At 71.1% G+C, this 13,641-nt stretch carries 13 protein-coding genes and 1 pseudogene; 9 read left to right on the top strand and 5 right to left on the bottom strand.

All coding sequences use genetic code 11. The features are described from left to right. Positions 1–2: 2 nt before the first annotated feature. The 4 genes from BLW82_RS40310 to BLW82_RS40295 are packed head-to-tail and all read left to right on the top strand — an operon-like array spanning position 3 to position 4,719. Positions 3–962, top strand: a complete 960-nt coding sequence (locus BLW82_RS40310; protein ID WP_093507083.1) for an ABC transporter permease — start codon at positions 3–5, stop codon at positions 960–962. Next, positions 959–1,882 (top strand): ABC transporter permease, encoded by a 924-nt coding sequence (locus BLW82_RS40305; protein WP_093507081.1) that lies wholly within the window; start codon positions 959–961, stop codon positions 1,880–1,882. The genes BLW82_RS40310 and BLW82_RS40305 overlap by 4 nt, the downstream gene beginning before the upstream one ends. Continuing rightward, on the top strand, positions 1,879–3,618 hold the full coding sequence (locus tag BLW82_RS40300) for an ABC transporter ATP-binding protein (protein WP_093508533.1): 1,740 nt from the start codon (positions 1,879–1,881) through the stop codon (positions 3,616–3,618). The genes BLW82_RS40305 and BLW82_RS40300 overlap by 4 nt, the downstream gene beginning before the upstream one ends. 12 nt (positions 3,619–3,630) lie before the next feature. Next, positions 3,631–4,719, top strand: a complete 1,089-nt coding sequence (locus tag BLW82_RS40295; protein WP_093507079.1) for an LLM class flavin-dependent oxidoreductase — start codon at positions 3,631–3,633, stop codon at positions 4,717–4,719. On the opposite strand, the pseudogene BLW82_RS45900 reads toward BLW82_RS40295, so the two are convergent. From BLW82_RS45900 to BLW82_RS40280, 3 genes and pseudogenes are all read right to left on the bottom strand, one after another. Further along, positions 4,688–4,831 (bottom strand): annotated as a pseudogene (locus BLW82_RS45900) (cupin); the annotation flags it as partial. The gene BLW82_RS40295 and the pseudogene BLW82_RS45900 sit on opposite strands and share 32 nt — an antisense overlap. A gap of 48 nt (positions 4,832–4,879) precedes the next feature. Further along, the gene (locus tag BLW82_RS40285; RefSeq protein ID WP_093507076.1) at positions 4,880–7,597 is read right to left on the bottom strand and encodes a helix-turn-helix transcriptional regulator; all 2,718 of its coding nucleotides are present in this window, start codon (positions 7,595–7,597) and stop codon (positions 4,880–4,882) included. A gap of 224 nt (positions 7,598–7,821) precedes the next feature. After that, complete coding sequence (locus BLW82_RS40280; RefSeq protein ID WP_093507074.1) at positions 7,822–8,316, bottom strand: SsgA family sporulation/cell division regulator; 495 nt, start codon at positions 8,314–8,316, stop codon at positions 7,822–7,824. Between the two features lie 228 nt (positions 8,317–8,544). Here BLW82_RS40280 and BLW82_RS40275 point away from each other — a divergent pair, with 228 nt between their 5' ends. Further along, the gene (locus BLW82_RS40275; protein WP_093507072.1) at positions 8,545–9,042 is read left to right on the top strand and encodes a MarR family winged helix-turn-helix transcriptional regulator; all 498 of its coding nucleotides are present in this window, start codon (positions 8,545–8,547) and stop codon (positions 9,040–9,042) included. 110 nt (positions 9,043–9,152) lie between these two features. After that, positions 9,153–9,821: a nitroreductase gene (locus tag BLW82_RS40270; RefSeq protein WP_093508532.1), complete on the top strand. Its 669-nt coding sequence runs from the start codon at positions 9,153–9,155 to the stop codon at positions 9,819–9,821. Positions 9,822–9,838: 17 nt separating this feature from the next. Here the strand turns inward: BLW82_RS40270 and BLW82_RS40265 are convergent, their stop codons facing one another. Beyond that, entirely contained in the window at positions 9,839–10,777 is a 939-nt protein-coding gene (locus tag BLW82_RS40265; RefSeq protein ID WP_093507070.1) for a sigma factor-like helix-turn-helix DNA-binding protein, read from the bottom strand. Positions 10,778–10,998: 221 nt separating this feature from the next. On the opposite strand from BLW82_RS40265, the gene BLW82_RS40260 reads away from it, so the two are divergent. Next, entirely contained in the window at positions 10,999–11,301 is a 303-nt protein-coding gene (locus BLW82_RS40260) for a DUF5133 domain-containing protein (protein WP_093507068.1), read from the top strand. Between the two features lie 61 nt (positions 11,302–11,362). On the opposite strand, the gene BLW82_RS40255 is transcribed toward BLW82_RS40260, so the two are convergent. Further along, positions 11,363–11,851, bottom strand: coding sequence for a MarR family winged helix-turn-helix transcriptional regulator (locus BLW82_RS40255; RefSeq protein ID WP_093507066.1), 489 nt, complete (start codon positions 11,849–11,851; stop codon positions 11,363–11,365). A 501-nt stretch (positions 11,852–12,352) separates the two neighbouring features. Here BLW82_RS40255 and BLW82_RS40250 point away from each other — a divergent pair. After that, the gene (locus BLW82_RS40250; RefSeq protein ID WP_093507064.1) at positions 12,353–12,826 is read left to right on the top strand and encodes a carboxymuconolactone decarboxylase family protein; all 474 of its coding nucleotides are present in this window, start codon (positions 12,353–12,355) and stop codon (positions 12,824–12,826) included. Positions 12,827–13,192: 366 nt separating this feature from the next. Then, a complete protein-coding gene (locus BLW82_RS40245) occupies positions 13,193–13,603 on the top strand; it encodes a cupin domain-containing protein (RefSeq protein ID WP_093507062.1) in 411 nt (136 codons plus the stop codon). Positions 13,604–13,641: the final 38 nt, after the last annotated feature.

Raw genomic sequence — 13,641 nt, 5'->3', positions numbered from 1 at the left:
GGATGCGTCGCTACGTGATCAAACGGCTGGCGCAGGCGGTCGGGGTGCTGTGGGCGGCCTACACGGTGTCGTTCCTGGTACTGGACTTCCTGCCCGGTGACCCGGTCTCGGCGATGGCCGGGGCGGGGATGGACACGGGACAGGTCGACCCGGCCCAGCTCGCCGAGCTGCGGCACGAGTACGGCTTCGACAAGCCGGTGCTGGTGCAGTACGCGGAGTATCTGGGCCGGGCGGTGCGCGGGGACTTCGGCGACGCGGTCTCCACCGGCCGCCCGGTCACCGCCACTCTGGCCGACGCGCTGCCGCAGACGCTCCAGCTGACCGGTGCCGCGCTGCTGCTGGCGGTGGTCCTCGGCGGCGGACTCGCGGTGGTGGCGACCTACACCTCGCGGCGGTGGCTGCGGCAACTGCTGCTGTCGTTGCCCCCGTTGGGGGTGTCGGTCCCGACGTTCTGGGTCGGACTGCTGCTCGTCGAGGCGTTCTCGTTCAAGCTGCACTGGTTCCCGGCGTTCGGCAACGACGGGCTGCGCGGCCTGGTGCTGCCGGCCCTGACGCTGGCGATACCGACCGGCGCGCAGGTCGCCCAGGTGCTGGCGAAGAGCCTGCTCACCGCGCTGGACCAGGCCTATGTGGAGACCGCGCGGGCCAAGGGAGCCGGCCGGTGGCGGGTGCATCTGAGGCATGCGCTGCGCAACGCGTCGCTGCCGGCGCTGACGGTCGTGGGCCTGCTGGTCGGGCAGCTGATCGCCGGTTCGGTGGTGGTCGAGACGGTGTTCTCCCGCGACGGTCTGGGCCGGGTGACCGCCGGTGCGGTCACCACCCAGGACATCCCGCTGGTCCAGGGGGTGGTGGTGTTCGGCGCGCTGATCTTCGTGGCGACGAACCTGCTCGTCGACCTCGTCTATCCGCTGCTGGACCCGCGGATCGTGGTGGCCTCGGAGAGAAAGGCGGGCTTCGCATGAGTCAGAGTCTTGTCGACGACCGGGCCGAGGCCGCCCGCGGCCTCGCCCGGCCGGTCGGAAACGGGTCCCCCGCGGAGTCCGGCCGGCCCGCCGGCATCCGCCGGGTGCTCCGCTTCCTGCTGCGCCGCCCCGGTCTGCTGCTGTCCGGCGTCGTCCTCGTGCTGGTGGTGCTGGCCGCCTTCTGGCCGGATCTGTTCACCTCACAGGACCCGCTGAAGGGGGTGCCCTCCCAGAACTTCCGCGGCCCGAGCGGCGGTCACTGGTTCGGCACGGACGAGTTGGGCCGCGACGTCTTCTCCCGTGTGGTCCACGGTGCCCAGCTCTCCCTCAAGGCCACGCTGATCGCGGTCCTGGTGGCGTTCGTGGTCGGCGGCCTGCTCGGGGTCGTCGCCGGGTTCGTGGGCCGCTGGGTGGACGACGTGCTGATGCGCTTCGTGGACGTCCTGCTCTCCATCCCCGCGCTGTTCCTGTCGCTGGCCCTGGTCACCGCGCTCGGGTACGGGACGGTGAAGGTGGCCGTCGCGGTGGGCATCGCCAGCGTGGCGTCCTTCGCCCGGGTGGCGCGGGCGGAGGTGCTCCGGGTGCGGCAGGCGGTGTTCGTGGAGGCGTCCCGGTCCTGCGGGGCGCGCTGGTACTCGGTGCTCGGCCGGCACGTCCTGCCCAACGCCGCGGGGCCGGTGATCGTCCTCGCCACGCTGGACTTCGGCACCTCGATCCTGTCCGTGTCGGCGTTGAGCTTCCTCGGCTACGGCGCGCCGCCGCCCGCCCCGGAGTGGGGGACGCTGATCTCCGACGGCCGCAACTACCTGGCCAACGCCTGGTGGCTGACCGCACTGCCCGGTCTGGCGATCGCCGCCACCGTACTGGCCGCCAACCGCATCGCGCGGGCGCTGGACGGCGAATGGGCACGGCAGCGATGACGCACGACGCACGCGAGAACAACGACGACGCGCACAAGAACAGCGGCGCAGGCGAGAACCGCGGCACACGCGAGAACGGTGGGGACGTGAGCACACCACTCCTGGAGATCCGCGGCCTGTCCGTGTCGTACCGCACCCGGGGCGGCACGGTGCCGGCCGTACGGGGCGTGGACCTGGACGTATGGCCCGGACAGGTGACCGCCGTGGTGGGCGAGTCCGGTTCCGGCAAGAGCACCACCGCGCACGCGGTCACCCGGCTGCTGGCGGCCAACGGCACCGTCGACGCGGGCACCGTCCGGTTCGGCCGGCACGATCTGGCCGCCCTCTCCGAGGCGGAGCTGCGCACGGTGCGCGGTGCGCAGATCGGGCTGGTCCCGCAGGATCCGACGGTCTCGCTCAACCCGGTGAAACGGATCGGCGAGCAGGTCGCCGAGGTGCTGCGCGTCCACGGCCTGGCGACCCGGCGCGGGGCGGCGGCCGAAGCGGTCGCCGTCCTCGACCGGGCCGGGCTGCCCGACGCGGCCGTCCGGGCCCGGCAGTACCCGCACGAGCTGTCCGGCGGCATGCGGCAGCGGGCCCTGATCGCGGTCGCCATCGCGGCGAAGCCCCGGCTGATCATCGCCGACGAGCCCACCAGCGCGCTCGACGTCACCGTGCAGCGGGTCATCCTCGACCACCTCCAGCACCTCACCGAGGAGTCGGGCACCGCGATCCTGCTGGTCACCCACGACCTCGGGGTGGCCGCCGACCGGGCCCAGCGCCTGGTGGTCATGGAGCAGGGCAGGGTCGTCGAGTCGGGCGACACCCGGGCCCTGCTGGCCGACCCGCAGCACGAGTACACCCGGCGGCTGCTGGCCGCCGCCCCGAGCCTCACCACGGCCCGCGCCCGGACCCCGGTCCCCACCGCCCCGCCCGAGACGGCGCCTTCCCTGGTCGAGGCACGCAACCTGGTCAAGGAGTTCCGCCTGCCGCGGGCCGGCGGCGCGGCCCGGACCCTGCGCGCGGTCGACGACGTGAGCCTCACCCTGCGGCGCGGGCAGACCCTCGCCCTCGTCGGGGAGTCCGGCTCGGGCAAGTCCACCACCGCCCGGCTGGTGCTGCGCCTGGCCGAGGCGACCTCCGGACAGGTGCTGTTCGACGGCACCGACGTCACCACCGCCAAGGGCGCCGAGGTGAGGGAGCTGCGCCGGCGTGCCCAGCTGGTCTACCAGAACCCGTACGCCTCGCTCGACCCGCGCTTCTCCATCGGCGAGGTGATCACCGAGCCCCTGCGGGCGTTCAAGGTCGGCGACCGCGCCTCCCGGCTGGAGCGCGCCCGCGAACTCCTCGACCGGGTCGCGCTGCCCACCGCGACGCTGGAGCGCCGCCCGGCGGAACTGTCCGGCGGACAGCGCCAGCGGGTCGCCATCGCGCGTGCCCTCGCCCTCTCCCCCGACCTGGTGGTGTGCGACGAACCGGTCTCCGCGCTCGACGTGTCCGTCCAGGCCCAGGTCCTCGATCTGCTGGCCGAGTTGCAGACGGACACCGGCGTGGCGTACCTGTTCATCTCGCACGACCTGGCCGTCGTACGGCAGATCGCGCACCAGGTCGCCGTCATGCGGGCCGGCCGAATCGTCGAGACGGGGCCGCCCGGGGAGCTGTTCTCCGAGCCCCGTCACGAGTACACCCGCGAGCTGCTGGCGGCGATCCCGGGCGGGCGGGTGCCCGCCCCCGCCGCCGAGACCACCACGAGCTGAGGACCGGCGCCCATGACCACTCCGACCATCACCTCACTGGCCTTCCTGACGCCCGGCAACTTCGCGGACGACGACCCCTACCCCGGCCTGGAGGAAACCCTTCGGCTCTTCGAGTACGGCGAGCGGCTCGGCTACGACGGCGCCTGGATCCGGCAGCGTCACCTCGAACACGGCGTGGGCTCGGCGGCCGTGTTCCTCGCGGCGGCCGGGCAGCGCACCGAGCGCATCGAGCTGGGCACCGCGGTCATCCCGATCGGCTACGAGAGCCCGTTCCGGCTCGCCGAGGACCTGGCGCTGGCCGACGTGCTGTCCCGGGGCCGGCTCCAGGTCGGTTTCAGCACCGGCATGCCCCACGCCGACCTGCTCGGCGACCTGGTGTACGACGGGGACTGGCGCGGCTTCGACCTGTCGTACGGCAGGATCACCCGGGTCGTGCAGAACCTGCGTGGCGACTATCTCGGCGGCCCGGACACGGTGATCCACTCGCCCGGCAACGTCCAGCGTCCCCGTCTGCAGCCGCACAACCCCGGCCTGGCGCGCCGTATCTGGTACGGCGGCGGCAGCCTGCGCTCGGTCCGCTGGGCCGCCGGGCAGGGCCTCGGTCTGCTCGGCGGCAACATCGTCACCGGCGAGGACACCGACGACTTCACCACCGCCCAGCTCAACCTGCTGTCGGAGTACCGGCGCTCGCTGCCGGACGGCCGTGCGCCACGGGTGGCCGTGGGCCGGGTGATCGTGCCCCTCGACAGCGCCGACGCGGCCACCCGCGCCCGCTACCGGGCCTACGCGGCGAGCCGCCACGAGCGCACCCTCGCGCCGCAGGGCCCGAGGCGCGTCCTGTTCGCCCCGGACGTCGTCGGGACCGCCGAGCAGATCCTGGAGGAGCTCACGGCCGATCCGGTGCTCGCCGAAGTGTCCGAGCTGCGCCTGGAGTTGCCGTACGAGTTCCACCGGGAGGAGTACGAGCAGATCCTGCACGACGTACGGCACCTCGTGGCGCCCGAGCTGGGCTGGCGCCCCGAGGCTGCTCAGGCAGGCGCCGGGCGAGCCCCGGAGGCCACGCGTCGGGGGCCGGAGGTGCGTACAGGCCGGGCCGGTTGACCATGATCGCCTCATGGCTGCTGCGGGCGATGACGAGCACGGCCTCCTCGGCGGGGTCCGGATTCTCCTCGCGGTGCGGTACGAACCGGGGGGAGACGAAGATGTGGTCGCCCAGTGCCCTGGCCACGCCCGCCCCTCGCACGGCTCGGGGCCCAAGCCGTCAGACGCCGGACGTGGACTGTTCGTCCTGCAGCGCGGCGAGGGCGGCCGCCAGCTTGCCGCGGCCGGTGATGCCCAGGCGTGGGTAGATGCGGTAGAGGTGCGCTCCGACGGTGCGGTGCGAGATGAACAGGCGTTGGCCGATCTCCCGGTTGCTCAGCCCCCGCGACGCCAGCACGGCTATCTGCATCTCCTGGGCGGACAGCTGATCGCCGGTGTTCGCGTGCCGTCGACCGCTCGACTCGCCGGTGGCACGCAGCTGTTCGCGGGCCATCTCGGCCCAGGGCTGCGCGCCGGCCCGGTCGAACTCGGCGCAGGCGAGCCGCAGCGGGTGCCGGGCGTCGACGTTGCGGCGCTGGCGGCGCAGCCACCGGCCGTGGTGCAGACGGAGCCGGGCACGCGACAGCGTCCATGCGGCGGGCAGTGCGGTCAGGGCCGCGGCGTATCGCTCCTCCGCGGTGTCGTCCGGAGCCAGCACCGCGTCGGTGTAGGCATGCGCCACCATCATCATTTCCGAGGGCAGCCGTCCGGCCAGCTCCGGAAGACCGGACAGCAGGTCCCGGGCCTGCCGTACGGTGCCCGCGGCGACCGCGGCGTCCGCCAGGTCCGGTGCGAGCAGCCAGCGGCTCACCGAGTGGTAGTGCGGATCCGCGGGGTCGAAAGCGCGCGCCAGCACGTCGTACGCCTCCGTTGCTCGGCCTTCGAAGAGCGCGAGCAGGCCGTCGGTCTGCTGTGCCATCACGGTGACGAACGGCATCTGCAGGAACAGGCTGTGCGTACGCAGTTCGCCGGTCGTCCGCGTCGCCTGCTCGGTTTCCCCGCGCAGGGCCGCCACCAGGCCGCCCGCAGCCTTCAACCCCAGCCAGACGATCCACTCCCCGGTCTCCTCGGCCAGGGCCAGTCCTTCGGCGCACTCTTCGCGAGCCCGCTCGAGCTGACCGAGGTACACCTGCGGCCAGGCGGCGGCCAGTGAACGGGCGAGCAGCCCGAGCCGGCCCTGCGAACGCCATGCCGCGGCCGCCGCCGCCAGGTACTGGACGGCGCGGCTGACGTCGCCCGTCACCATCGCACCGCTGCCGAGGAAATGCAGGATCCGGCCGTCCTCATGGTCTGCTCCGATACCGCCGAGCCGCGCGATCACGTCGGTCCCGTGCCGGTACGGCTCGGCATACGCCCGCACCGCGAGCACGTGGGGGGCGTTCGGATCGGGATTCCATCGATCGAGTTCCGCCGCGGTCTGGGCCCGCACCCGCGCGTCGCCGTCCTGGAAGAAGCACCGCGCGCTGGCACGCCACAACAGGTTCTCCGCGACGTCTCCGGCTCCCGCGTCGAAGGCTCCGGCCGCCGCGGTGACCATGTCCTGGATCCGTCGTTCCGGCTCGCCCGGTTCGAAAGCAGAACTGTCCGACACCACCATCAGGCGAGCCCGGTCGACCGGGTCCAGCACGCTCATGTCCATGCGGTCCAGCAGCGACTGGACGCTGATGCTGTGATTGATCTCGCTGGACAACTCGGCCGTCCGGACCAGAATGCCGGTCCGACGCTGGGCATCGAGGACGAGGTCGGCCGCCTGACGCAGCGCCGGGACGGCTGCGGCCGCCTTCCCCGCGGCCTGCGACGCGTCGGCGAAACGCTCGAGCCGAACGGCCAGCTCCTCGTCCGGCCCGATCGTGGCCGCCGCCTCGTGAGCGAGTTGGCGCTCGGGGGTCCCTTCCATCACCACTGCGAGGGCACGGTGGGTGGCCAGTCGGTCGGCGAGTGTCGCGTGGGTGTAGATCGCCGTGCGCATCAGCGGATGGCGGAACTCGGCGGTGAAACCGACCAGGGTGACCAGATCTGCGTCGACCGCCTCCTGCACCGCGTCGACGGAGACCGCAGAGCCGGAGAGGCGGCTCGCCAGATCCAGCAGGAGGTTCAGGGGCGCGGCCGGCTCGGCGGCCAGGACCAGGAGCAACGTGCGGCACTCCCGGCTCACGGAATCGGTACGTGCGGAGAACGCGTCCTCCAGCCGCTGGGTCAGCGGCAGGTCGTCCAGCTGCGCGGTCATGCCCTGGACGGCCTTGGGCAGCTCCACCAGGGCCAGCGGATTGCCCGCGGCACGCTCCAGGATGAGCGCCCGCAACGACGGCGGCAGGTCGGGCGCGCCGGCATCGAGCAGTTCGGCGGCGGCCGGTCGGCTGAGCGGTAGCAGCGGAAGGTCCAGGTGTCCGTACGACTCGGAGTACTGGACCCGGGCGCCGGCGATCACCTGTATGGAGAGGTCATGGGTGCGCCGGGCGACGAACTTGAGCACGTCCCGGCTTGAGGAGTCGATCCACTGCAAGTCGTCCACCAGCAGCAGGAGCGGCTGGAGACTGGCCTCGTCGGCGAGCAGTTCGAGCACGGCCAGTCCGACCCGGTACATCTCGGGCTCGGTGTCCCTGGCACTGAACGCGGCGCTCAGCGCCGACCGGTGCGGATCCGACAGGTCCTTCATGCCACGGGCGACCGGCTGCAGCAGCATCTGCAGTGCGGCGAACGGCAGCCACTGCTCGGGCTCCACCCCGGAGGTGCGGAGCACCTTGAAACCGCTTTCCGCGGCCTCGGCCCCGACCGTGCGCAGCAGTGCCGACTTGCCGACACCGGCGGCGCCGTGGATCAGTAGTGCACCACCGTGCCCGGCTGCGGCGTCCGCGAGCAGACCCCGCAGGATGCGCAGTTCCTCGTCCCGCCCCCTCACACGCGTGCGGATCCCGCCTTCCGCGGGATTCGCGACAACCGCGTCCCGACACGTGCGCCCGCGGGATGCTCAGGCGCCGGACGTCCATTCATCGGCACGACAAGCAGGGGGCACAGCACGTGAAGCTTCTCTCCGCCAGGGGGGTGGTCCGCTCAGCATGCTACTCGTCGGGTACGACCCTCCTGTCGGTGAGGGTGGACCATCAGTCGAACGACTCTCTGACGTCACGTCTCGTCCGACAACCGACCGGCAAAACCCTCCAGCCCCAGAAAGCTCCCCTCCCCCCCGAGGGGCACGACGTCGAAGGTGGAGGTCAGGAATTCATCGATCACTACCGCGGACGCGGCTACGACGAACGTCTCCCAGCCCGACCGGAACGACAAGTACACCAAGCCGTGACCACGGATTTCGTCGGGCCAGATCTGCACGTCACCGAAACCGTCGAGCCGCCGCCTGCCGGAGGCCAGGAGCTCGCGGCCGAACTCCCACTCGATGACCGGATCACTGCCCGCGTTGAACGCCATGGTCACGGAGTACGGCTCCGCGCTGTCATAGCGGAGCTCTGTCATGACCGGCAGCGGCGTCCCCTCTTCGAGAAGAGCCACGACCGTTCGACATGTCACCGGCTCCCGCTCGACACCCCACCTCGCGTGGCCCTCCGACCCGGCTTTGCGAGCACACCCTGGCTCGTCATCGGTGTCGAAGACCTTGCCGCTCATGATTCGTCCTCTCCCGTCTTCCCGTCGCGACGGCTGTGGATCGGCGCGCACGGGGCCAGGCCCAGGGCATGGGCCGGCTCGCTACCACGAGCGTGGGACGGGCTGAGAGGCGATGCATCAGTCAAGTGACTTCGAGGGCACGACAGGCCGGATCACGGCTCCTCAGATCATCTGTGACCGACTCACATGAAACCGTCACGAATGCACCTATGGCTGTAATGTGACCTCGTGACGACCCACGCACCTCACGAAGCAGCCCCGCCGGGCGCCCCACGCGCCACCGACCGCCCCGGGGACACCTCGCCTTTCGCTCTCGCCCTGCTGTTGCGGCGGGCGCACTGGCGGGTGGCCGGGGTGATGACGGAGGCGCTGCGCCCGCTGGGTATCGAGTTGCGGCACTTCGCGGTGTTGCTGGTGCTGGTCGACCGGGGGCCCACGGTGCAGCGGGACCTGGGTGCGGCGACGGGGTCGGACAAGGCGGGTGTCATGAGGGTCGTGGACGATCTGGAGCGGATGGGACTGGCCGTCCGCAAGGCGGTTCCGGGCGACCGGCGGGTGCGCGCGGTGGAGATCACGCCACGGGGTCTCGAGCTGTTCGATGCGGCGCATGCGGCCGCGGAGTCGCCGGCCGAGCGCCTGGTGACCAATCTGGAGCAGGGCGAACGCGAGCAGCTGACAGGACTGCTGACCCGGTTCGCCCACCCCACCGAGCCCGACAAGACATGAACGGGCCCCTCTCTCCCCTCACCGTCACGCTCGTCCGATATAGTATTGACCGATACTATTTCGAGTGAGACGGTTATGGAGGTGTCAAGGAGAAAGTGGTGCAGGCGATCATGAATGTCTACGAGGCTGTCGCGAGTCGGCGAGCCGTGCGGGGCTTCACCGACCAGCAGGTACCGCGGGAAGTGCTGGAGCGCGTGCTGGCCGCCGCGGCCTGGGCACCATCCGCATCGAACCTCCAGCCGTGGCACGTCTACGTACTGACCGACCGGCCGCTGGCTGAGCTCAAGAAGCGTGCCGGCGAACGCATAGCCGCAAGCGACCCCTGGGACGAGCCCGAGTACGAGCAGTACCCCCCAGCCCTCAAGAGCCCGTACCAGGAGCGCCGATCCGCCTTCGGCGAGCAGCGCTACGGCGCGCTCGGCATTCCGCGCGAGGACCTGGAGGCACGGCAGAGGGCCGCTGCCGCGAACTGGGACTGCTTCGGGGCACCCGCCGCCCTGTTCTGCTACGTCGACCGCGGCATGGGCCGGCCGCAGTGGTCGGACCTGGGCATGTATCTGCAGTCCGTGATGCTGCTGCTCCGGGTCGAAGGGCTGCACAGCTGCACGCAGATGGCCTGGGCGAAGTACCACAAGACCGTCGCGGACGTCCTGTCGCCGCCGGATGAACTCCTTCTCTTCTGCGGCATGTCGATCGGGCACGAGGACGTCACGGCAAGCCAACCTCGTATCGGCCGGGCGCCGCTCGAGGAGACAGTCACGTTCGTCGGCGGCTGCTGACCAGGCGGCGCCGGCGATCAGAGCGAGTCGTCGCCCTGCGATGACGGGCCCCCGTGCGAGCCGGAGTCCGGGATGGCGGGAGGCTGGTTCCAGGACCGCAGCTTGTCGGGATTGAGGACAACCCACGCCTGCGCGACACGGTGTTCAGCGATGTCGAGGCTGATGACGGCGGCGACCTGGCAGTCGTAACGAACGACGAGGCCGGTACGCCCGTTGACGGAGTGGGTGGTCAGGGCGGTGCGGGGGTGGCGGGCCAGGAGCGTCAGCAGGCTGTGGGCGACCTGACGGCTGCCGTGCACCGGCCTGCTCAGTGCGCGGACCTTGCCGCCGCCGTCGAAGAACGCCGTGGCGTCCGGACACAGCAGCGACTCGAGCAGTTCGGCATCCTCGTCCACGCAGGCCTGGCGGACGGTGCGGGCGAGGAGATCCTGTTCGTCAGGAGGGGTGGAGCGCGAGCGCTGCATCCGAAGGCTGCGGCGGGCACGGTCGGCGAGCTCGGTGCACTCGGGCTCCGGGCGTCCCACGATGTCGGCAACCGTGCGGGAGGCCATCCCGAAGACGTCGTTGAGCACGAACGCCGCCCGCTCGGCCGGCGACAGGGAGTCCAGCGCGTTCAGCAGAACCCGGCTGACCTCCTCCGCCAGGCCCGCCTGAGCGCCCCCGGAATCTGGTGGTGCCGTCGAGTGCTCCGCCGGCCGGTCAGGCCGACCGGTCACGCCACGACGGGGGCGGGCGAGTAGGCCCAGGCAGATCCCGCCCGCGGTCTTCGTGAGCCAGTGCCGGGGAGCCGTGATCCGGCCACGCTCCGCGTCGGACAGGCCGTACCACCGACGGTAGCTCTCACCAACCACGTTCTCCGCCTCACGGGAGTCGCCCAGCATCCAGTAGGTGACTTCCAGCAGGTGCCGCCGTTCGTCGAGCAACTCCGCGACCGGCACCGCGTCGGCGTCGTCCATTTGGCTTTCTCCCCCTCACCAGGCACAGCGCAACAAAGACAGGTACGTTCCTCGGCTCAATCCTCTGACCGGGCACGCACACGTCGTGTGACACCGGCTGTCTCCCGCGGCCGCGCATCTCAGGAATGCATCGGGCGGGAGACCATCTCGTCACACAACCTGGGGACAACCGGTCTTCCCTCACGCCGGTGTGACCAGAACGTCGAAAGGGAGGGCCTGTTGTGCTCGTTGTTCCGGATCCGAAGATCGTCAGAGGACTGCTGACCCGGTACGCGTGCCTGCGGATCGCGTTCGCCGAGAACGAGGGGCGGGAGAGGGCACGCGAGCTTGAGGACGTGAGTTACACGCTGTGCATCACGATGGGAGCCCGGACAGTCGACGACGCCGTAGCGGCCGCGGACACGCTGTTGGTGGCCCAGGCAGCCGGGCGGGGCCGTGTCCAGGAGCCGGACGGCGGGGACGGTCTGCCGACGAGCCCCGCCGACTGCCCGGCGCCCGGTGACATCCCCTCCGTCGCTCCGTAGAAAACCGTCCTCACCCGTTTCCGTACGGCCGTGTGGGCGAACCGGTCCCGTCCGGGCGTGTTCATGTCTTGTCGGGCTCGGTGGGGTGGGCGAACCGGGTAAGCAGCCCTGTCAGCTGCTCGCGTTCGCCCTGCTCCAGATTGGCCACCAGGCGCTCGGCCAGCGGCTCCGCGGCCGCATGCGCCGCGTCGAACAGCTCGACACCCCGTGGCGTGATCTCCACCGCGCGCACCCGCCGGTCGCCCGGAACCGCCTTGCGGACGGCCAGTCCCATCCGCTCCAGATCGTCCACGACCCTCATGACACCCGCCTTGTCCGACCCCGTCGCCGCACCCAGGTCCCGCTGCACCGTGGGCCCCCGGTCGACCAGCACCAGCAACACCGCGAAGTGCCGCAACTCGATACCCAGCGGGCGCAGCGCCTCCGTCATCACCCCGGCCACCCGCCAGTGCGCCCGCCGCAACAGCAGGCCGAGAGCGAAAGGCGAGGTGTCCCCGGGGCGGTCGGTGGCACGCGAGGCGGCCGAGGAGAGCGGAGCGTCGGCTGTCACAGCCCCACGCTATCAGCCGTCCACTCACCCGATACGGTAGCGACTGACACAAAAGGAGAGCGGTCTCGCCGTCGGTGCACGTAGGCACCAGCTCCCGATTCCGGGCCGCGCGCCACGCGCGTGCGGCCACGCTCCCGGCCACTGCTGACGCGATGCAGGCGCCCCGGGCGGTCGTAGCGATCACGAGCCTCGACAACCGTCTACGTGGCGATCGCGTCCTGGCCCGCCAACCACACCACCGAGGCCCTCTCTGTCACGGCGCGGAGGGGGTGCGGGACCGGCTCTGTGACCGTCTTCGGCACACCGACGACGTGTCCGCCGGCCCGGCCCCGTGCGGTGATCGGCGTCCCGCGGTCAAGGTGGGTGCACAGCTCGCGCGCCCTCGAACCCGGCACGGTGACGACACGACGGCTGAGACCCGGGTCACATCAGACTTCGGTGTCACACCTCGGCGGGCTGCCCGGTCAGTGGTGCGAACCAGCAATTCCGCAAGGAGAAATCATGGACGCACGTCTCAACTACTACGGCAATCCGCTCGCGGGCAAGGTGCTCAAGCACCTCGTCTCGGCCAGCAAGGCGCTGTCGGACTCGTCGCTGCCGGCCACCGTCCAGCATCTGGTGGAGGTCCGCGCCAGCCAGATCAACGGCTGCGGCTTCTGCACCGACATGCACACCAAGGAGGCCACCCACGCCGGGGAGACCTCGGTACGGCTCAACCTGATCGCCGCCTGGCGGGAGGCGACGGTCTTCACCGAGGCCGAGCGCGCCGCGCTGGAGCTGGCCGAGCAGGGCACCCGCGTCGCGGACGCGGCCGGTGGGGTCACCGACGAGGCCTGGGCGAACGCCGCGAAGCACTTCGACGAGGACCAACTGGCGGCCCTGACCAGCCTGATTGCCGTCATCAACGCCTACAACCGCATCAACATCATCACCCAGCAGCCGGCCGGCGGCTACAAGGTCGGCATGTTCGGCTGAGCTCGAAGCCGGGGCCGGATGCCCAGGGGCCGGGAGGCAGCCGGGTAGGGACAACCCTTGTCCCGTCATCGATGCCTTCGGCGCGGAGAACGACCTTCGGGCGCCGGCCGACTGCGCTCAAGCAGGTGGTCGGCCGAGCCGGTCTCTTCGGAGCCCGGCACCGCTGCGCCGACGGTGCCGCTGCCGGGACCGCAGCCGGCCGAACGGTGGCGGGCGAGCACCGGCCCGCCGCGCGTGACGCGGGAGGCTCGCGGCGTGCCACAGAAGTGGGCCGCGTTCTGTCTTCGCTGTAGATCAAGTCGTTGTGAGCCTGGAACCGCTGACGCGAACTCGTCCGTTCCGGGCCGGTAACACGGAGGTAGCACCATGCACGAAATGCACTCAGAGGACGGATTCGGACCGAAGATGCTGGCGGATGTCAAGCCGCCCTTCGTTCCCGAGGGCGCTTCGGGAATGACCGTCCTCGTCGAGTGGGCTCCCGGCGACCCGGGTACTCCTCCGCACCGCCACTCGGGGCCGTGTTTCGGCTACGTCCTCGAAGGTGCGGTCAGGTGGGAGCTCGAGGGCGAGCCGGAGCACGTGATCAAGGCCGGTGAGACGTTCTGGGAGCCGGGCGGCGAGGTGATCCACTACCAGAACGGCAACGCCTCCTCGGAGGTGCCGGCCAAGTACATCGTGTTCATGATGTGCGCGCCGAACCAGCCGATGCTCACCCTGGTCGACGACGAGGAACTGGAGAAACGGGCCCACCTGCGGGCCCCCCGCCCCACCGACTGAGCTCCCGCCTGTCCACGGGCCGACGGAGTCACGGGACC

It is taken from the genome of Streptomyces sp. Ag109_O5-10 (assembly GCF_900105755.1).
Taxonomy (GTDB): Bacteria; Actinomycetota; Actinomycetes; order Streptomycetales; family Streptomycetaceae; genus Streptomyces.
Note: the sequence above shows the minus strand (reverse complement) of the source record. Positions and strands in the feature narration are given on the sequence as shown.

Bases quoted from the DNA above. Each gene is read 5' to 3' on its own strand.
- BLW82_RS40270 (WP_093508532.1), top strand. From the start codon at position 9,153: ATGAATGTCTACGAGGCTGTCGCGAGTCGGCGAGCCGTGCGGGGCTTC.
- BLW82_RS40245 (WP_093507062.1), top strand. From the start codon at position 13,193: ATGCACGAAATGCACTCAGAGGACGGATTCGGACCGAAGATGCTGGCG.
- BLW82_RS40295 (WP_093507079.1), top strand. From the start codon at position 3,631: ATGACCACTCCGACCATCACCTCACTGGCCTTCCTGACGCCCGGCAAC.
- BLW82_RS40300 (WP_093508533.1), top strand. From the start codon at position 1,879: ATGACGCACGACGCACGCGAGAACAACGACGACGCGCACAAGAACAGC.
- BLW82_RS40310 (WP_093507083.1), top strand. From the start codon at position 3: ATGCGTCGCTACGTGATCAAACGGCTGGCGCAGGCGGTCGGGGTGCTG.
- BLW82_RS40265 (WP_093507070.1), bottom strand. From the start codon at position 10,777: ATGGACGACGCCGACGCGGTGCCGGTCGCGGAGTTGCTCGACGAACGG.
- BLW82_RS40280 (WP_093507074.1), bottom strand. From the start codon at position 8,316: ATGAGCGGCAAGGTCTTCGACACCGATGACGAGCCAGGGTGTGCTCGC.
- BLW82_RS40250 (WP_093507064.1), top strand. From the start codon at position 12,353: ATGGACGCACGTCTCAACTACTACGGCAATCCGCTCGCGGGCAAGGTG.
- BLW82_RS40305 (WP_093507081.1), top strand. From the start codon at position 959: ATGAGTCAGAGTCTTGTCGACGACCGGGCCGAGGCCGCCCGCGGCCTC.